We start from the raw sequence: 17,822 nt of genomic DNA, 5'->3' as shown, positions 1-17,822 counted from the left end.
CGTCACGGGCAGAGCGCGTCCGCGGGTGGCAGTTCGCGGTCGGCGACGTAACGGCTGACGTGGTCGATCACGCAGGCGTTCGCCATGCCCGCGAACAGGTTGTGCCCCGGGCCGTCGTGGCGGATGGTGCGGCTGCCGGGAACCTGGCCGGTCACCCGTTTCGTGGGTGCGTGGTCCTGCCAGGTTCCCGCGCCCAGCAACGGCGGCAGCGTCGCGGGCAGCGGCGACGGCGGGTTGGTGACCGGTGCGGGCCAGCCCGCGCAGGTCAGCGGCAGGTGCCAGGCGAGCGGGAACGACGCACCGGTGTTCGGGGCGATCCGGCGCAGCCGTTCGGCGGTCCGCGCGCTCTGCCGGTGGTCGGCCCGCGGGAAGTCCAGGCACTCCTTCACCCCGCCGCCGGGCACGCCCGGGTTCGGATCGCTGGAATCGGGGACGAAACCGGACGCGTCACCGGCTTCGGCCGCGGTGATGGCGTTGAGCAGCGGGGTCCACTGGCCGGGGCCTCGCCGGATCTTGAAGAACGCGAGCGCCTGGAGTTGGGTGCCGTCGTAGGTGGTGTTCGCGGCCGGGATCGGTTCCCGCGCGGCCTGGGCGATCAACGCCTGCCAGCGCCGCTCGGTGCCGGGCCCGGCCCAGTCGAGGAACCGCCGGACGAAGGTCTCGTTGTCCCGGGCGATGGCGTCGAGTTCGCGCTCCCAGTCGCGGGCGCTGTGGTTGCCGGTGCCGTCGACGTAGAGGGTGCGCACCCGGTGCGGGTACTGCCGCGCGTAGGCCTGCCCGAGCACGCCGCCGTACGAGGTGCCGATGAAGTTCACCCGCCGCTCGCCGAGCGCGACCCGGATGGCCTCGATGTCCCGGGCGTCGCTGCCGGAATCCATATGGTCGAAAAGGGCGGGATCGGTGGTACGGCACCGGTCGGCCCTGGCGCGGTTGGCGGCGGCGAGCTGGTCGAACCCGGCCTGGTCGGCGGGAAAGCGCGGCGTGCGGAGGAACCCCCAGTCGCAGTCCAGCGCCGGGCCGCTCAAGCCGGGGTAGCCGCGCGGATCCCAGGTGAGCACGTCCATGGAGGCGCGGATCCGCTCGAAGATCTGCGGCCGGGACCGCATGGCCGCGATCTGCTGCCCCTGGGGACCGCCGAAGTTGACCAGGACCGAGCCCTTGCGGGGGCCGGTGGCTTTCAGGCGGGCGATCTTCAGCGTGATGGTCCGGCCGCTGTGCGGGGTGATCGGCACGGCGAGGTCCGCGCAGTCCATCGCGACCACGCCGTCACCGGGACACGGTTGCCAGTCCAGGGATTTCGCGGGCTCGGCCGCGTGCGGGGGAGCGAGCAGGAGAAGTGGTAGCAGGAGTTTGAGCACGAGTCCGACGCTAGGGACGGCCGGGCGGCCGACGCTGCCGGCGATCGTCGTCGCCGTTGTTCACCAAAGTCGTTCTGGTCACGCGCCGGGTTCGAGCACGACCACGGGGATCTTCCGCTCGGTGTAGGTCGCGTAGTTCGCGTAGGCCGGGTAGATCGCCACCGCTCGTTCCCACAGGCGGGCCCGTTCCGCACCTTCGGCCACGCGCGGACGGACTCGCCGTCGTTCGCCGCCGGGCAGTTCGACCTCGGTGGCCGCCATCGCCATCAGGTTGTGGAACCACGCCGGATGGGCGTCCACGCCGCCTTTCGAGGCGACGACGACCAGCCGTGGCGAGTCGTCGAGGTAGATCAGCGGGCTGGTCCTGGCCTGGCCGGACCTGCGGCCGACGTGGTCGAGCAGCAGCACGGGCGCGCCGCCGAGGAACGACCCGCCCACCTTGCCGCGGGTCCTGCGGAACAGGAACGTGTTGAGCCGCGCCAACTGGCGGTGCAGCTTCCAGTAGCGGGACGTCGGTACGGGTGGCTTCGGCATGTCATCATCTTGTCAGTCGGTGACACTTGGCGTCAACTGTCAAAAGCTGCGCCCTGACACGACTGCCCTATGCTGACCGGCATGGACGAGCTCGGCCTGCGCGAACGGAAGAAGCGGCGCACCCGCGAGGCGCTGATCGACGCGGCCCACGAGTTGTTCTGCGCCCACGGCTTCGAGGCCACGACCGTCGACCAGATCGCCGAAGCCGTGGAGGTTTCGTCGCGGACGTTCTTCCGGTACTTCACCTCGAAGGAGGATGTCGCGCTGGCGCTCGCGGACGAGCAGATCTCCGCGGTGCTCGAGGCGTTCGCCGCGCAACCGGCCGACCTGCCGGTGCTGACCGCGATGCGGACGGCCGCGGTCGAAGTCGTGCGGACCTATGAGACCGAAGCGCGCTTCCACAGCCTCCAGCAGCTGATCTTGCTCAGCCCGGCGCTGGCGGCCGCGCGTGCCGAGCGGGGGGCCGCCCGGATCGACGCGGTGGCGCGGTTGGTCGGTGCGCGGATGGGGGTCGACCCGGCGGTGGATCGCCGGCCGCACCTGGTCGCCTCGGTGGCGCTGTGCGCGGTGCAGACGACGATCGTCGCCTGGCGGGCCGCGGGCGATCAGGCGCCGGAATCCGAACTGCTCGGGCAGGCGTTCGACCTGCTGTCCACCGGCCTCGACTACCCGGCCGGGTAGCCGGTGGTGCCGAACATCCGGCCGAGGTCCGCGCTCGACGAGACGACCAGGTTTTCCGCCAGCCGCAGCGTTTCCCGGTCCCTGGCGGCGAGCGCGACGCCGAGGGTGGGGTCCTCGGCGAAACCGGCCGACGGGATGGTCGGCACCAGCACCGCGCCCAGTTCGGCGCACGCCCGGGTGAGTGCGCGGACGTGGTCGTAGAGCAGGTCTTCCGGTAGCCGGGCGCCCAGCCGGAGCCGGTCGCAGGTCCGGACCAGCCACGGCGCGCCGTGCACCCGGTTCAACCTGGCTTGCAGGCAGAAAGCGATGGCCGGGCCGGTGACCCGGCAGTTGATCTCGGTCGGCGCGAGCCTGCCCGCCGGGGCCGGAACGAAATCGACGTCGAACCAGCCGCGATAGCCGGAAGCCGCGAGCGCCTCGCCCACCCGCAGGCCGAACCGGGCAGCCACCCGGCCGAGTGGCGCGGGCAGCACGTCCGGTCCGATGAGGACACCCGAGTACCGCGTGCCGTCGACGTCCATCGCCCCGGCGCCGACCAGGTGCACGTCACCGTGCGCCGCCACCACGCCGTCGACCGTGACATCGCGCCACGGGCCCGTGGCGGCGACGAACTGCTCGACCACCACCTCACCGGCGACCCGCGACCGCCGCATCCGCCGCCGGAAGGCCCGCACGCCACCCCAGTCGGCCACCAGTTCCGGGGTGACCACCAGCGTGCCGGAGCCGCCGACCCCGTGGACCGCCTTGAGCACCACGCTGACGCCGTCACCCGCGCTGCGGGCCGCCACCGCGGCGGCTTCGCTCAGCGAATCGAATCGCTGCTGGCGGGGCACCAGGATCCCGTCGTCGGCGAGTTCGCCGAACAACTCGTTGGACGCCGCCTTGGACTCCCACCGCCGCCCGGCCTCCAGCGCCGTGGCACCGATCCGAGGACCACGTCCGGTGGCGCTCAGCAGCCGGTCGACGCCGGTGGTGTGCCCCCACGCCAGTACCGGGCCGTCCGCGCGGGTGAGCCGCTGGACCAGCCCCGGCCGGTCGAGCACCGCGCCGGTCAGGCCCGGCCCGCTGCTCACTCCACTGTGGACTTCGACCGGCTCCCAGTGCAGGGCTCGCCGTTGCAGCTCCACCCAGGACGAGTCCAGTGGGCCCGGCAGCACCACGACCTCCGGGTGCGGGCTGTAGAACATCGCCAGATCGGCGTAGGAATGCCCGCCCCGGACCGAAACGGCGTCCGGTTCGGTGAAGCGTGCCTGGTACTCGGCCACGTTGCCGACGTGCACCGCGCGGCGCCCGCCGGTCCACGCCGCCTCCCAGTCACCGGTCACCGCGGCCGTCCGGCCGCACGAACCGGACGAGCACGGCACCGGCCACCATCAGCGTGATGTTGAAGGCGAACACCAGCACGGCCTGGCGTGGCCAATCCTGCTGCGAGCTGAGCCGGTAGAAGTTGTCCTGCGGCCACCAGGCCAGCAGCAGCCAGGCCAGCGACAGGTGCGCCGCCACGGTCAGCGACCGGCCGCGGCCCAGCGAGGCGATCCAGCGGAAACCGCGGAAGAGGTAGGCGACGCCGAGCCCGAACGACGCGGATTCGGCGGCGTAGAGCACGTGGAAGAAGGCCGCCCACGGCTGCGGCACCCGATCGGTGTTGCGGGAACCGGGCCAGAACAGGTCGGTCAGCAGGTAGCTCGCCAGTGCCGCGAAGACGGCGAGCGCCAGGCCGTAGCCGATGCCGGTGAGCGAGTCCTCCCCGAACCACCGTGGCCCGCCTTTGGCCGTCAGCCCGGCTCCGCGCTGCCGTGAGCGCGGCACGACGGCACGGGGCAGGCGCTCGCGGTCGACCTCGCCGGAACCGTCGCGCGGCAACGACGGCACCACGACGACCCGCGCCGGATGTCCTTTGTGGAGTCTTGCCAGTCGTCCCGGTTCGACTTTCCGGCCCGGCGCGGGCACCACGTAACCGACGGCCGTCCGCCGGACGCGCCCGGCGCGCTCGTCCCAGAAGTCCGGATCGTCGGCCACCACGGCCTCCCGCACCTCGGGGACGGCCCGCAACGCCGCTTCGACCTCGGCGACGGCGACCGCGTCCAGGCCGGTGGCGCGCACATCCGCCCGGCCGAGGTGGTCGAGCAGACCGTCGGGCCGGTGGCGCGCCAGATCGCGGGTGCGGCGCAGCGGGCTGTCCCCGACCCTCACGCCGATCTCGCCGATCTCTTCGGCGCTCTGCCAGGTTCCCGGCGCGACCAACCGGACTTCGACCCCCGGCACCGGACGGCCGAGCAGCGCCTGGTCGTCCCGGACCCGCTGGGCGCCGAGCATGGACAGCTCCAGGCGCCGCAGGTCGGCCACCACTTCGGGCACCCGGTGGACGTGCACCAGCCGCACCCGCGGGCCGAGGATCCCCGCCAGCTCACGGTGTTCCCCGAGGAACCACCGCTCCCCGCTCACCGCGAACAACCGGAGCGATCCGGGCCGCCGCTCCCGCAGTTCGTCACCGAGGCGGCGGGCCAGGTGCGCCTCGCACTCCAGCACGGTGATCCACTGCTCGTCGAGCAGCGCGGCCAGCTGGGCGATCGCGGCGGTCCGGTCGGTGCCGAAGTCGCGGGCGGCGAGCACCAGGGTGGCGCCGGAGCAGAGCGCGCGGATCCAGTCGGCGGTGAACACGACGGACTCGGCGGGTGCCGTCTGCAGGACCCGGTCGGCGGGCGTCAGCTCGTAGTGCGCGGCCCAGTCGCGCTGGGCGAGGGCCAGCTGGCGGTGCTCGATCGCGACGGTCCCGCCGTGCACCAGGCAGGCCGGGCTGGTGCCGAAGACCTCGGGCGCCGGGCCCGCCTCCGGCTCGGCGGCGATCGCGTCGGCGTCGGTGTCCACGCAAACGATCGCGGCTTCGACCACGTCCGCCAGCCGGATCCGGTGACTTTCCTGGGTGAGGACCAGCGCCGGGTCCAGCTCGCGGAGGACCTCGCGCAGCCTGCGGTCCGGCGCCGACGGTTCGAGCAGCACGTACACCGCGCCGGCCCGCAGCACCGCGAGCACGGCCACGGGCAATTCGACGGACCGGTCGAGGCAGACCACCACCACCTCGCGCTGGCCAGCCCCGTGCCGCCTCAGATACCCGGCGAGTCGCGCCGAAGTGGTGTCCAGCTCGCCGTAGGACAGCGTGCGCCCGCCGCACACCACGGCGACGGCCTCCGGCGCCCGCCGCGCGTGCCCCTCGACCAGACGATGCACCTGATCCTCGTCCACCACGATCCCCCTCCTGCCGCTCCTCACCGGAATACAACACGGCGAACGGTGCGCGCGTGGGCACTTTTGCCCACCGGGGCGTGGTGGTCAGCGGGCAGCGGGCCGGGGCAGCCGGAACAGCTTGCCCAGCAGGCGCACCACCTGCCGGTCGCCGGTCGCGGTGGCGCTGCCGTCCTTGAGCCCGTCGGTCAGCCGCCACCGGCCTTCGGCCAGCCGGGCGAACCGGTCACCGCTGGTCTCGATCACCGCGTCGGGCCGCTGCGCGGGGCCGAGCGCCGTCTCGATCTCGCCGTCCTCGACGCGCACGTGGAAGACCTCTTCGTCGATGCGGAACTCGAAGACCGCCCGCACGCCCGCGGCGGCCTGCGGGTCGAAGGAGGCCTGCATGGCCAGCAGCGCCCAGCCGGGCTGGAACACCTCGGCCTCCCGCCGCTCGCCCAGCGCCCACTTCATCCCCCAGCGGGACAGCCCGAGGACCACCGGGCCGAGTTCCTGACCGGCCTCGGTCAGCGCGTAGGCCGGTGTGCGGGCCGGTGGCGGCAAGGTGACCTTCTGGGTGAGTCCCTCCCGCTCGAGGTGCTTGAGCCGGGCCGCGAGCAGGCCGGTGCCCATGCCCCGGAGGCTCTTCTGCAGGTCGCCGAACCGTTTGGGGCCGGTCAGCAGCTCGCGCACGAGCAGCAGCGTCCACCGCTCGCCGACCAGGTCGAGGGTTCGCGCGATGGCGCAGTACTGGTTGTAGCTCCGCTGGTCCACTTCCCCATCGTAGACCGCGCGCTTCTCTTCCATGACGTACTAAAACAAAACCTTGTACTTCCTGTTTTTGAAGTCTAACCTCGGCAGCCTGGCGCGATCGCGGTTACCGAAGGGAAAGACATGACCGAGCGGATGAGAGCGGTGCAGCAGGACGAGTGGGGCGGCCCGGGGACGATGCGGGTGGCCGAAGTGGACCGGCCGGAGCCGGTGTTCGGCGAGGTGCTGGTGAAGGTCGCCGCGGCCGGGGTGAACCCCGTCGACACGTTCACCCGGGAGGGCGTGGCCTACAACCGCGTGCTGAGCCTGCCGTTCGTCAACGGCTGGGACGTGGCGGGCGTGGTGGAGCGGGTCGGCTACGGCACGACCCTGTTCCGGCCCGGTGACCGGGTCTTCGGGATGCCGTGGTTCCCGCGCGAGGCGGGTGCGTACGCCGAGTACGTGACCGCCCCGGCCCGGCACTTCGCCGCCGTGCCCGAAGAACTGAGCCTCACCGAGGCAGCCGCGTTGCCGCTCGCCGGACTCACGGCGTGGCAGATGCTCGTCGACGTGGCGGGGGTGCGGCCCGGCGACCGGGTGCTGGTCTCAGGGGCGGCGGGCGGCGTCGGCCACCTGGCCGTCCAGCTGGCCAAGCACTTCGGCGCCCACGTGATCGGCACGGCTCGCGCCGAGAAGCACGCCTTCCTGGCCGAGTTGGGCGTGGACGAGGCGATCGACTACACCACCACGGACCTCGCCGGAACGGTGACGGACATCGACGTGGCGATCCAGATGTTCGGCGGCGAGGCAGGCCTGCGTGCGCTGGAAACCCTGCGGCCGGGCGGAATCCTGGTCAGCGGGCAGGCGGCGTGGACACCCGGGATGGACCGGCGTGCCGCCGAACTGGGTGTGCGCGCGAGTGACTTCCTCGTGGAGCCGGACCACACCGGTCTCGTGGCGCTCGCCGACCTCGTGCGCAAGGGCAGGCTGAAGGTCCACGTCGAAGCGGAACTCCCGCTGGCGGAGGCCGTCGAGGCGCATCGGCTGGTCGAAACCGGACGGACCACCGGGAAGATCGTGCTGACCGTGGGAGAGCGGGACGATGTCTGAGCCCTCGGCGTCCGACGTCGTCCGAAGCTACGCCGAGGCCAAGAGCCGAGCAGACGTCGACGCGGCGCTGCGGACCTGCCACCCGGACGTGGTGTTCGAAACCATCCCGTTCCAGGCGGTCGCACGCGGCACCGACGAAGCCCGCACCCAGTTCGGCGGCTTCTTCCGTGCTTTCCCCGACTACACGGTCGAACTCGAATACCTGCGGGAAACCGGCGACCTGGTGGTCGGCTCGGGCCGCATCCTCGCCACCATGTCCGGCCCCCTCGCGGGAATTCCCCCGACCGGCCGCGGGTTCGCCCTCCCGTTCGCCTGCCACTGGACCGTCACCGACGGAAAGATCGCGCACGAGCGCTTCTTCTTCGACTTCAACCAGATGTGCGAACAACTGGGCCTGTCCACCACCGACGCAGCAAGCAGATTCGCCACCTGGCGAGCCCGGCAGCCCGCACCCCGCTGATCCGCGCAACCCGATCGCACGAGTCGTGCGATCGGGTGAGGCTTCGCTTATCCGTTCAGGCCGAAGTCGGCTGCGATTCGCGAAAGGAGGTCCCGGTTCGCCAAATCCGAATTCCGGTACATGGTCGCCGCGGTGGTGACCTTCTGGCAGGTGATGTCCGTGCCCCTGATCGTGACGTCCATCGCCTGTTCCAGCGCGGTGCGCGCCGCGGTCCACCTGGCCGCCATGTCCTCGAACATCGGCAGCCCGTCGTCCGGCGGGGTCTCCTGGAACGGGCGGCCACCGTTTTCCGCGTCCGCCGCGAGCATCCGGTCCATGGCCAGCTTGATCGCGTTCCGCGCTTCGGTGAGCACCACCGCGATCGCGTCGATCGAATTCGGATCGACCTGCACGGTCGTCCCACCGCCCTGCTCGTCGGTGTTGTTGTCCGGATCGGGCAGCGGCGCCCCTTCTTCGTGTACCAGGTAGGCGTGCTGGGACCCGGTGGTGAAGGTGTCCAGCCCGCCGAGAAGAGCGGCGATCTTCTTGCTGTCCTGCTGGGTGTCCCGGCGTACCGTGCGGATCTCGGCGAGCATCTTCTGCAGCGTCGGTCTCGGGTCGTCGCCGTCCGGACCGAAGATCTCCTCGACGGCCCGGTGTAACAGGGCGCTGCCGAGGTTCTTCACCTGGGAGCGGATCACCCCGGCCGGTCCGCCACTCACGACCGAGGTCAGTTCGCCGACGATGTCGAGGTCGCCCAGGTATTGCTTGACCTCGTCCCACACTTTGCTCAGCAGGGTGCCGAACGGGTCGTCCTGTGCTTGGTCGGCCTGCCGCAACGCCCGGATGGCCCGGTCGAGGATCACCAGCACCTTCGCCCGTGCGCTGCAGAGCAATGACCGGTGCAACTCCATTGTTTCGCGGAGCACATCGATCATTTCTTCCTGGCTCGCCAGCGCGACGATCAGATCGTTGAGCCGTTGGTCGAAAGCGTCCCGGCCGGCGCCGACCCAGGTCTGGTTCTCCAGTTGGTTGTGCACGCGTTCGCGGAGGAAACCGTTGCCGCTGCCGAAGTTGATCGGGTGGATGTTCTGGCTCTTGGCGAGTTCGAGGTTGCCGATCATGTCCCGGGCGTCACCCGCGCTGGGTTCGGCGAACTGGGTGACGAATTCCCAGTTGTTGTGGAGGTGGTTCAGGCACTCGTTGAGCAGGTCCACATTGGGCGGCTCGTCGGGCACGCGCTCGCCAGGACGATCTCGCTGGTGCGGTAGCACCGTGACGAGATCCTTGAGGCATTGTTCCAGCGTGCTGAACCGCTCTTCGAGGGTTTGACGGAATATGTCGTCGTGCTCGGTGTCGTAGGCCATGACGGGCTCCCCTCCCGTGGGCAAGGCTAGCAAGGCGGGCCCGTTCTGGAGCCGCTTTCCGCCGAACTGTGCCTTCGCGGACGGTCGGAGTGGAGGCGCGGCCCCCTTCACCCAGGCTTGAAACCGCGTCCGCCACGCCGCTCGCTGCCTTAAAGTCGCTCCGTCAGCGACTTTCGCCCCTGGGGAAGACGGATGCGCGGATCCACGCCGCGCTGCGGTTCAAGCACTTCTTCCCCTGGGACGCAACAATCCTGGAGCCCAGATGCGCAAGATCCTTTCCCGTGGCGCGATCGCGACCGCGGTGGTGGGCGCCGGCTTGGTGCTGGCCCCGCCGATGGCGATGGCCGGGCCGGAGAGCGCGACCTGTTCGGTGAGCGACTGCGATCTCCTCGGCGTCCCCGGCTTCCCGGGTGGCACCATCTCGGTGGACGCCGACGTGCACGGCGTCGGGATCGGCCGCTGGTACGTGTGGGGGCCGAACGGCTACAGCTGCACCGACACCTTCCACGCCTCGGCGGGCCCCGGCTCGTGGGTCTGCCACAACGCACCCGCGGGCACCTACAGCGCGCTGGTCGAAGGCCCGCAGGGCCCCTCGAGCATCGGCCTCCGCTGGTGAGTCCGCCGATCCACGCCGCGGCGGTCGCCGCCGCCGTGGGCGTCGCGCTGTCCGTCCTGCCCGCGGTGGCGGCCGCGGACAGCGGGAACTACATCGTGGCCAGCCAGAACGCCGCCTACACCTTTTCCTACCAGTGGTACCGGGACCTCCCCGCGGACGTGCACCAGCAGGGGTTGCAGAAGTTCACCAACGCCACCGACGTCCAGCTGTGCACGGCGCAGTGGGACCGGGGCAGCCTTTACCGGATCCAGGCCTATCCGCCGGGCACGCGGTACGCGCCCGCCGACAGTGCGACCGACGCGATCGTCGACTGCCGGTACTTCCTCGCCTGAAACGGGATTTCCCTTTCGCTCACGACAATTCAGGGGTATCGATGCGCAAGATCCTGTCCCGCGGCGCGGTCATCGGCGTGGTCGCCGCTTCCGCCGCGGTGCTCCTCCCGCAGGTCGCCTCGGCCGCGGCCTTCTCCTCCACCTGCCAGGCCACCGTCTGCGACCTCTACGTCTCCGGCTACCAGGGTGGCGGCCTGTCCATCGACGCCGACGTACACGGCAGCGGCACCGGGCGCTGGGAACTGTGGAGCCTGGACGAGAACTGGTACCACGTGCAGGACTTCGACGCGGCCGCCGGCCCCGGCTCGTGGCTGCGCAGCTGGTCGCCCAAGGGCCGCTACCACGCGCGGGTGACCGGCCCGTCAGGTCCGACGTCGATCGGCCTGCGCTGGCTCGACAACCCGACCGGGAGCTGAGCCCGATGCGCGAGAAGCTGCTCCGGGGAGTCCTCCCGGCCGTCGTCGCGGTGAGCGCCTTCGTGCTCATGCCGCAGGTCGCGCACGCGGGCGGCAAGTACGCCGACTGCTCCACCGCCGCCTGCGAATTCGGCCTGACCATCGAGGCCACCACCTTCCACGTCGACGCCGACGTGCACGGCAGCGGCACGGCCACGTGGTCGGTGTCCGGCCAGGGCCGCACCTGCGCCACCACGTTCCGCGGCGAGGACCCGGCCCGGTCCTGGACCTGCGCCAACTACCCCACCGGCCACTACACGGTGAGGGTCTCCGGCCCGCAGGGACCGTCCAACATCGGCATCCGCTGGTAGCGCGAGGAGAACGCCGAGCCGAACCCGCGCGGGAGGTCTTTACGGTGGCTGAACGGCTCCGCGGGCTCCGGCGGCGGTGCTGTGGAAGGGCAGGATCAGTTCCAGCTTGAGCAGCTTGATCAGCCGCTGGACCACCTGGGACCGGCGGGAAATCACGTACGGGATGTCGGCGGCCCGCGCATGCAGGGCGGTGTCGACCAGCACACGGATGCTGTGGGCCGAACAGAAGGTCACCGCGTCGAGGTCGAGGATCAGGGCCCGCGGGAGCAGCCGCAGTTCGTCGTGCAGGTGGCGCCGCAAGCGGTCGGTGCAACTCCAGTCGAGTTCACCGGCGATGGCGACCTCGGTCGCTTCCGCGGTGTTCGTCACCTGCAGGGTCGTCAGCGAGTTGAGGGTGAACGTGGTGGAGTTCATGGCGTGCTCTCCAGTAGCGGGAGGCCGTCCAGCCTGGCGTGCCGAAGGTGTGGCTGCCGGTTTGAACCACGTCGCCTTCGGGAAACCCGTTCGGCTCGTTTTCTAAACCTCGGGATTGCCTGTCGCGGGCGTCCCGGCCTGGCGGATGCCCGCCTGCCGGAGGATCGTTGAGCCATGGGCACCCCCGACGGACACGAGGTAGCGGCGCGGCGCCTGGTCGAGCGGGTGCAGCGGCGGGTCGCGCTGAACGAGGCCGTCGGCATCATGCAGGCGTGGCGCGACTGCGGGCAGCAGGAGGCCCGCGACGATCTCCGGGTCGAGCACGGGGTGGCGGGGCAGCAGGTCGAGGCGGATCGGCTGATCGCGGTGGTCAACGCGGACGCGCGAAGCCGGGCCGATCCGGACGCCGGCTGGGACTGATTTCGCCTACTGGCCGAACTCGGCCAGCTCCCGGGCGTCGAGCGAACCGCCGGTCACCGCGCGTGCGAGCGCCAGCAGTGACTGCCCGGTGGTGATGCTGTGGGCGGCGAGGCGGTCGCGCGCGGTGTCGGGGTCGATGCCTGCTGTTCCGGCGAGTATGCCGATTGCTTGGTTGACGTGTGCGCGTTCGTTGAGGGTGGTGAGGCTGCGTTCGGCGAGTCGTTCGAGGCGGCGCTGGTCGCGTTCTTGGGTGAGGCCGAGGACCGCGAGGTCGGTCAGTGCTTGTGCCTGGTGGCGTTGCCGGTCCGAGAGTTCGGTGGGTGTGGTGAAGAACAGGTTCAGCCCGCCGACAGCGTCGTCGAGCAGGCGCATCGGGAACGCGAACACCGCGTGGAGTCCCTGGGCCAGTGCGGCGTCGGCGAATACCGGCCATCGGGAACCGCTGTCGCGCAGGTCGGTGGCGGACACGAGGGCGTTTTCCACGATGCAGTCCCGGCACGGTCCCTGCTCGGTGTGCACTTGGAGCAGTTCGGCGAACCGGGCGCGTTCGTCGGAGGCGGCGACCATGGCCAGGCCGCCGCGGGGATCGGTGATCAGCACGCCCGCGGCATCGGTGCCCAGCACCTCGGCGCAGGCACTGATCACCGCGTGCACGACGGTCAGCCCGTCGTGGCGGGTGGCCAGCAGGCTGGTGATCCCGGCGACGAGGTCGCTGAACTGGTCCTCCGGGCTGTGCACGGAGTCAGCATACGGCCACGTCGGGCGCGCGGCAGGCACCGACAAGGGTCAGTCGGTCGAGGAGTCGAAGCGGAGTTGCCGGTCGAGCACCGCCCGTGCGACCTCGGTGAGCGGCAGGTGTTTGCTGAACGCGTGGGCGCGCAGCCGCAGCAGCGCGTCTCCCAAACTCACCTGGAGCTGGGCGGCGAGCATGCCGGTCGCGATGTTGACCTCGTCGTAGAACCCGGGCGTCTCTTCCCGGGTCCACAGTGCTGTCTCGTCGTTCTCCTGGTTGTCGGCGAGCAGCGCGGTCGTCGGGATCTCGGCCAGTGCGGCGGCGTCGCCCAGCCCGTCCGCGTCGAGTGCCCCGGGGAGGCGGCGGTACAGGGTGAGTGTGCCCATGCGGATCGCCCCGGCCTGCAGCGGGAACGCGAACACCGCGCCCACCCCGGCGGGGGTCACTTCGTCGGTGAACCCGGGCCAGCGGGTGTGCTCGGCGCGCAGGTCGCTGACCAGGACCGGTTCGCCGGTGCCGAATGCCGTCACCCCGGGGCCTTCGCCCACGGTGTATTGCACTTCCTCCAGCGACTCCACCCACGTGTCACTGGCGGCGATCAGGTCTTGCGACGGGGTGCTGGTGCGGACCGTGACCGCTGCCGCGTCCACGTCGAGCTGTTCGACGGTCACCGCGCAGACCACGCCCACCCAGCCGGAAGCCGCCGTGCGCAGGCTCGCCCGCCCGGCGACCAGCCGCCACAACCGGTCGTGGCGCTGCCCGTCCACCGCTTGCCACCTCCAGCCGGCCGTCACTGGGGCCGGTGGCCCTCGACAGAGCCCATCTTCGCGTACCGCCGGCCAGGCCGCCGCGCACTCGGCACGGCCACCGTCCTGCCGGGTCGGTCCGGCGCGGTTCTGACACACTGGCGGTGTCCCGATCGGTCTCTCGCCGAAGGGAAGGGAGATCGAGGTGCCGCAGATGTCCCCCAGCGACGAGGACTGGCTCCGGGACAGGGACCGGTTCGCCGCCGGCGGCGAACCAGTGCGTGATGACGGGGCGCGACCGGGGCCGCTCGCGCGGCAGTTCGCCACGCTGACCTACTCGCTGCTCGACGCCACCACCGCCGGTCAGGTGTTCCAGCAGATCACGGAGACCGCGCTGCGGGTCGTGTCCGGCGCGGATCTGGTCAGCATCACGCTGCGGGCCCCGGACGGTTCCTTCCACACCCCGACGATGACCGACCGGGTCGCCGCCGAACTGGACCGGCTGCAGTACGAATTCTGCGAAGGCCCGTGCGTGGCCGCCGCCGACCCCGCCGGTCCCACGGCCGCGACCAGCGCGGACCTGGCCGTCGAGCGGTCGTGGCCGCGCTTCGGCCCAGCCGCCGCCGACCGCGGGCTCGGCGCCGTGCTGTCCACCGCGCTCCTGCCCCCGGCACGGGAACCGGCGCTGTCCGGAGCGCTCAACATCTACTCGCGCCGCACCCACGGGCTCGACGAGGCCGCCGCCCAGACCACGGCACTGCTGCTGGCCACCCACGCCTCCCTCGCCCTGGCCCACGTCACCGCGGTCACCCAGCGGCAGCTGGACCAGCAGCGGATGCGGCGGGCGATCGACTCACGCGACGTCATCGGCCAGGCCAAAGGCATCCTCATGGCCCGCCGCGGCCTCAGCCCGGAAGAGGCGTTCGACCTCCTCCGGCGCACCTCGCAGGACCTCAACGTCAAACTCGTCGAAGTCGCCGAGACCCTCGCCCGGCACCACACCGAACTCGACCGGGCCGACGGGTCATCGCCGCGGTGATGTGGCGCTGCTCGATGTCGCCGATGTGAGGAACGCGGGCCGGCCGGTGCCCGGGTGGTTCACGGACGGCCGCGCTGCGGGGTCTGCTCGGCCATGCCGTGCCGGAGTGGGGTGGTGGATTCGGCCGCGGTGGCTTCCTGGACGGGTGAACCGTGGGCGTGCTCGGCCGCGCCGGGCGCCCGGGTGGGGTCACCGCCTGTCGGCTGCGCGCCCGCGTCCAGCTGCGCCAGCCGGGAACGCAGGATCTCCAGTACGGGAAGCCGGTTGCCGTGCCGCTCTTCGTGCTCGATGAGTTCACGCAGGGCCGGTGCGGCCAGGCTGCGAACCCGGTCCTTCACCGCCCCGAGTGGCAACTGGTCGAATTCGGGAATTGAGTCCGTCATGGACGGCGGCTACCCACCACCTGCTCGGTCAACCGTGTTTCCCGCGATTCTCGGCGCTGATCGGGAATTCGCCGTCCAGCGGAGCTCGCCGGGCGCATTGACCGGCACACCGTGCGCCCGGCGAGTCCTTCCCCACGCGGGAGTTGCCGATCCACCTGGAGGCTGACCACTGGCACCATCCCGACAGCGGGCGGATACCCACCGCCATCGCCTTTACCCACACCGTTTTTCGAATTCCCTTGTGGACTGACGAGTTGCCTGCCGGAGCGGGAAAACGAAGACCCGCTCCGCCTCAAGGATGGCGGGGGAGAGATCCGAGGCAGAGCGGGAGTCGGAAGGGCCGGCCCGGGGGTCGCCTCTCGGCGAGTGGCACGACACGGCTCCGGCCGGACCGGTATTCCGTGAAGGCGGTGGGTGAGGCCCGGGGACACCACCGGGCCGGCAATGGGTACAACGCCGTGGCGGCCCGGTGTTCCCCGCACCGGATGCGATCTGGGTCTCAGCGCCGGACCGAGGGCGCTCAGCGGCGGCTGAGGCGCCGGAGGGCGGCGAACAGGGGAGTGCCCGCGACCGTGGCTGCCGCGCCGAGTGGGGTGTCGGTGGCCAGGATCCACCGGACGGTCCGCATGGCCAGGGTGAGCACTTCGCTGCCGCGAACCCGCATCTCCGCTTCGAACCGGCTGATCGCCACGGCCAGGGCGGTTTCGCCGGTGCCGGCCTCGCGCAGGTGCTCGACCAGGCTCGCGGCGTCGCGGATGGCGGCTCCGGCGCCCATGCCGGCGGTCGGCGGGGTCGCGTGGACGGCGTCGCCGAGTGCGGTGACGGGGCCGGCCGGCCAAGGGGCGAGGTCGCTGGCCTTGGTCGAGGCGGCGTTGAAGCGGAACGCGGCCACGCTGTGCGGGTCGGCGCGGTCGAGCACTTCGAGCGTTCGCGGGTGCCAGCGCAGTTCGCGGAACCTGGCCGAGAGCGCATCGCGCAGTTCGACGCCGCGGAGGTGGCGCAGCGGCTCGGTGGCCGCGGACTCGGGGAACATGGCTCCCCAGATGTAGGTGGGGCCGGTGGTGATCGACATCCGCAGGTGCGGGGCGCCGAGCACGGCATTGCCCACCGGGTCGAGGAAACCGACGTACAGCGCCGCGCCCCGTGGCCCGATCGCCAGCCCGGATCGTGGGCCGAGCCGCTGCCGCTCGCCGGGGTCGAGCGCGTCCAGCGTGGTCCGGCCGGAGAAGCCGATGATGCCCGCCGGTGCGTTGGTCGGTCTGCCCGCCAGCTGCCGCGCCACGAGCGAGTGGGCTCCGTCCGCGCCCACCAGCAGGTCGCCGGGCACCGGTGCGCCGTCGGCGAACAGCGCCCGCGGGGTGCCGTCCCCGGCGCGGTCGATGCCGGTGACCACCCGGCCGAGGCGCAGGTCCTCGCCGACCGCCTCGGCCAGCAGGCTGCGCAGGGTGATGCGGTCGATGTCCACACTGGACTCGGTGCTGAGGTCGGGGCCGTGGCCCAGCAGCCTGCCACGCCGGTCCCAGAAGGCGTCCCGCTCCCGCAGCCGCAGCGCGGAAGCCGAAGCCAGCAGCCGCTCGAAGAGCTCCGGTGCGATCAGTCCCCGCAGGGCCGCTTGGGCCCGCCCGTCCAGGGTGATGTGGTAACCGCCCGTCGCGGTCACGTCGGTGTCGCGGTCGAACACCGCGACGTCGAATCCTTGACGACGCAAACCGGCACCCAGCGCCAGACCACCGATTCCGCCTCCGACCACAACGACGCGCATGTGCTCCCGAACTCCCCGCAATCGCGAATGGACAACCTCTCGCGACTGAGCTTGGCAGCGGTGGTGGACACCGAGTGGCCACCATTTCGGCGATGATGGGGTGGTGGCAGACACCTCCCGGCGCGCCCTGCGCCTGCTCTCGCTGCTCCCGGCCCGCCCGCAGTGGTCACTCGGTGAGCTGGCCACCCGGCTCGGTGCCGGCGAACGCACCGTCCGGCGGGACATTGAAACCTTGCGGCAGCTGGACTTCCCGATCGTCACCGTGCACGGCCCCGGTGGCGGGTACCGGCTCGGCGCCGGGCACACGCTGCCGCCGCTGCTGTTCGACGAGGACCAGGCGCTCGCTGTCGCGGTGGCCCTGCAAACCGCGCCCAGCACCGTGTTCGGCCTCGGCGACGACGCCGCGCGGGCACTGGACGCGCTCACGCAGGTCATGCCCGCGCGGCTGCGCGCGTCCATGGAGGCACTGCGGCTGACCAGGCTGCGCAACTACTGGGAGTTCCCGGCACCGCCCATCGACCCGGCCGCGCTGAAGACCGTGGGCGCGGCGGTGCGCCACCGGCACCCGCTCACCATCGAAATCCTGCGCGCCGACGGGTCTCGCGCCGAACCCGGTGACGGTGACTTCACCCCGGCCGTCCGGGTGGAGCCGCACCACCTGGTCGTCTGGGCCGGGCGGTGGTACCTGGTCGCCCGCCACCTCGCGGACGAGGCCTGGCGCGTGCACCGCGTCGACCGGATCCACGCCCGCGTGAGCAGCCGCACCCCGTTCGCCGCCAGTGACGTTCCCGGCGGTGATGTCGCCGCGTTCGTGATGACCAGCCACGACCGCGGCGACACCCCCGCCACCTGGCAGTGCACCGGCTCCGCCCGGCTGAACCTGCCCGCCGGGACGGTCGCCCGCTGGGCCCCCGGCGGCTCGGTCGTCGAACACCTCGACGCCCACCACTGCCGGCTCACCCTCGGCGCCTGGTCGTGGGCGGGGATCGCGGGCATCCTCGCCACCTTCGACACCGGACTCACCGAGGTGCGGCCCGCGGAACTCGTCGACGCCTGCCACCGCCTGGCGCACCGGTTCAGCGCGGTCACCGAGTCCCCGGAGCCCGCACGCACTTCCGAGCCCGGGTGAGGCACTTCTCCCACAGGGTCC

21 protein-coding genes are annotated in these 17,822 nt (G+C 71.6%); 10 read left to right on the top strand and 11 right to left on the bottom strand.

The features are described from left to right. Positions 1–2: 2 nt before the first annotated feature. Positions 3–1,358, bottom strand: a complete 1,356-nt coding sequence (locus JOM49_RS35305; RefSeq protein WP_209668473.1) for an alpha/beta fold hydrolase — start codon at positions 1,356–1,358, stop codon at positions 3–5. Positions 1,359–1,436: 78 nt separating this feature from the next. After that, positions 1,437–1,892: a nitroreductase family deazaflavin-dependent oxidoreductase gene (locus JOM49_RS35300; protein WP_209668472.1), complete on the bottom strand. Its 456-nt coding sequence runs from the start codon at positions 1,890–1,892 to the stop codon at positions 1,437–1,439. Between the two features lie 81 nt (positions 1,893–1,973). Between JOM49_RS35300 and JOM49_RS35295 the strand changes: the two genes are divergently transcribed. Continuing rightward, complete coding sequence (locus tag JOM49_RS35295) at positions 1,974–2,573, top strand: TetR family transcriptional regulator (protein WP_209668471.1); 600 nt, start codon at positions 1,974–1,976, stop codon at positions 2,571–2,573. On the opposite strand, the gene JOM49_RS35290 is transcribed toward JOM49_RS35295, so the two are convergent. The 3 genes from JOM49_RS35290 to JOM49_RS35280 form a co-directional block, all read right to left on the bottom strand. Further along, complete coding sequence (locus JOM49_RS35290; protein WP_209668470.1) at positions 2,558–3,898, bottom strand: ATP-grasp domain-containing protein; 1,341 nt, start codon at positions 3,896–3,898, stop codon at positions 2,558–2,560. The genes JOM49_RS35295 and JOM49_RS35290 overlap by 16 nt on opposite strands. Continuing rightward, positions 3,888–5,819, bottom strand: a complete 1,932-nt coding sequence (locus JOM49_RS35285) for an AMP-binding protein (protein WP_209668469.1) — start codon at positions 5,817–5,819, stop codon at positions 3,888–3,890. Before JOM49_RS35285 ends, JOM49_RS35290 begins: the two co-directional genes overlap by 11 nt. Positions 5,820–5,903: 84 nt before the next feature. Then, on the bottom strand, positions 5,904–6,569 hold the full coding sequence (locus tag JOM49_RS35280; protein ID WP_209668468.1) for a winged helix-turn-helix transcriptional regulator: 666 nt from the start codon (positions 6,567–6,569) through the stop codon (positions 5,904–5,906). 120 nt (positions 6,570–6,689) lie between these two features. Between JOM49_RS35280 and JOM49_RS35275 the strand changes: the two genes are divergently transcribed. Both JOM49_RS35275 and JOM49_RS35270 read left to right on the top strand, forming a co-directional pair. Beyond that, positions 6,690–7,655: an NADP-dependent oxidoreductase gene (locus tag JOM49_RS35275; RefSeq protein WP_245369579.1), complete on the top strand. Its 966-nt coding sequence runs from the start codon at positions 6,690–6,692 to the stop codon at positions 7,653–7,655. Continuing rightward, on the top strand, positions 7,648–8,115 hold the full coding sequence (locus tag JOM49_RS35270) for an ester cyclase (protein WP_209668467.1): 468 nt from the start codon (positions 7,648–7,650) through the stop codon (positions 8,113–8,115). The genes JOM49_RS35275 and JOM49_RS35270 overlap by 8 nt, the downstream gene beginning before the upstream one ends. Before the next feature lie 47 nt (positions 8,116–8,162). Here JOM49_RS35270 and JOM49_RS35265 read toward each other — a convergent pair whose 3' ends face one another. Beyond that, positions 8,163–9,461, bottom strand: a complete 1,299-nt coding sequence (locus JOM49_RS35265; RefSeq protein WP_209668466.1) for a hypothetical protein — start codon at positions 9,459–9,461, stop codon at positions 8,163–8,165. 262 nt (positions 9,462–9,723) lie between these two features. Here JOM49_RS35265 and JOM49_RS35260 point away from each other — a divergent pair, with 262 nt between their 5' ends. From JOM49_RS35260 to JOM49_RS35245, 4 genes are read left to right on the top strand one after another with little or no spacing between them, the layout of a single operon-like run. After that, entirely contained in the window at positions 9,724–10,077 is a 354-nt protein-coding gene (locus JOM49_RS35260) for a hypothetical protein (protein ID WP_209668465.1), read from the top strand. Beyond that, positions 10,074–10,409: a hypothetical protein gene (locus JOM49_RS35255; protein ID WP_209668464.1), complete on the top strand. Its 336-nt coding sequence runs from the start codon at positions 10,074–10,076 to the stop codon at positions 10,407–10,409. The genes JOM49_RS35260 and JOM49_RS35255 overlap by 4 nt, the downstream gene beginning before the upstream one ends. 41 nt (positions 10,410–10,450) lie before the next feature. Next, positions 10,451–10,825 carry a hypothetical protein gene (locus JOM49_RS35250; protein WP_209668463.1) on the top strand — a complete coding sequence of 125 codons (375 nt, stop codon included), beginning with the start codon at positions 10,451–10,453 and terminating at the stop codon, positions 10,823–10,825. Positions 10,826–10,830: 5 nt separating this feature from the next. Beyond that, positions 10,831–11,175 (top strand): hypothetical protein, encoded by a 345-nt coding sequence (locus JOM49_RS35245; RefSeq protein ID WP_209668462.1) that lies wholly within the window; start codon positions 10,831–10,833, stop codon positions 11,173–11,175. A 39-nt stretch (positions 11,176–11,214) separates the two neighbouring features. Here JOM49_RS35245 and JOM49_RS35240 read toward each other — a convergent pair whose 3' ends face one another. Beyond that, the gene (locus tag JOM49_RS35240) at positions 11,215–11,589 is read right to left on the bottom strand and encodes an STAS domain-containing protein (RefSeq protein WP_209668461.1); all 375 of its coding nucleotides are present in this window, start codon (positions 11,587–11,589) and stop codon (positions 11,215–11,217) included. A gap of 174 nt (positions 11,590–11,763) precedes the next feature. Here JOM49_RS35240 and JOM49_RS35235 point away from each other — a divergent pair, with 174 nt between their 5' ends. Next, positions 11,764–12,009, top strand: a complete 246-nt coding sequence (locus JOM49_RS35235; protein WP_209668460.1) for a hypothetical protein — start codon at positions 11,764–11,766, stop codon at positions 12,007–12,009. Positions 12,010–12,015: 6 nt separating this feature from the next. Here JOM49_RS35235 and JOM49_RS35230 read toward each other — a convergent pair whose 3' ends face one another. Continuing rightward, on the bottom strand, positions 12,016–12,747 hold the full coding sequence (locus JOM49_RS35230; RefSeq protein WP_308158983.1) for a GAF domain-containing protein: 732 nt from the start codon (positions 12,745–12,747) through the stop codon (positions 12,016–12,018). A 48-nt stretch (positions 12,748–12,795) separates the two neighbouring features. Further along, positions 12,796–13,509, bottom strand: a complete 714-nt coding sequence (locus JOM49_RS35225) for a GAF and ANTAR domain-containing protein (protein ID WP_209668459.1) — start codon at positions 13,507–13,509, stop codon at positions 12,796–12,798. Between the two features lie 193 nt (positions 13,510–13,702). Between JOM49_RS35225 and JOM49_RS35220 the strand changes: the two genes are divergently transcribed. Then, positions 13,703–14,527, top strand: a complete 825-nt coding sequence (locus JOM49_RS35220) for an ANTAR domain-containing protein (RefSeq protein WP_209668458.1) — start codon at positions 13,703–13,705, stop codon at positions 14,525–14,527. Positions 14,528–14,586: 59 nt separating this feature from the next. On the opposite strand, the gene JOM49_RS35215 is transcribed toward JOM49_RS35220, so the two are convergent. Together JOM49_RS35215 and JOM49_RS35210 are read right to left on the bottom strand one after the other, a co-directional pair. Further along, entirely contained in the window at positions 14,587–14,910 is a 324-nt protein-coding gene (locus JOM49_RS35215; protein ID WP_209668457.1) for a DUF8129 domain-containing protein, read from the bottom strand. A gap of 520 nt (positions 14,911–15,430) precedes the next feature. Then, positions 15,431–16,672 carry an FAD-dependent oxidoreductase gene (locus JOM49_RS35210; protein WP_209668456.1) on the bottom strand — a complete coding sequence of 414 codons (1,242 nt, stop codon included), beginning with the start codon at positions 16,670–16,672 and terminating at the stop codon, positions 15,431–15,433. Positions 16,673–16,775: 103 nt separating this feature from the next. Here JOM49_RS35210 and JOM49_RS35205 point away from each other — a divergent pair, with 103 nt between their 5' ends. Further along, positions 16,776–17,801, top strand: a complete 1,026-nt coding sequence (locus JOM49_RS35205; RefSeq protein WP_209668455.1) for a helix-turn-helix transcriptional regulator — start codon at positions 16,776–16,778, stop codon at positions 17,799–17,801. Positions 17,802–17,822 lie beyond the last annotated feature (21 nt).

Source organism: Amycolatopsis magusensis (assembly GCF_017875555.1).
GTDB classification, from domain to species: Bacteria; Actinomycetota; Actinomycetes; order Mycobacteriales; family Pseudonocardiaceae; genus Amycolatopsis; species Amycolatopsis magusensis.
Note: the sequence above shows the minus strand (reverse complement) of the source record. Positions and strands in the feature narration are given on the sequence as shown.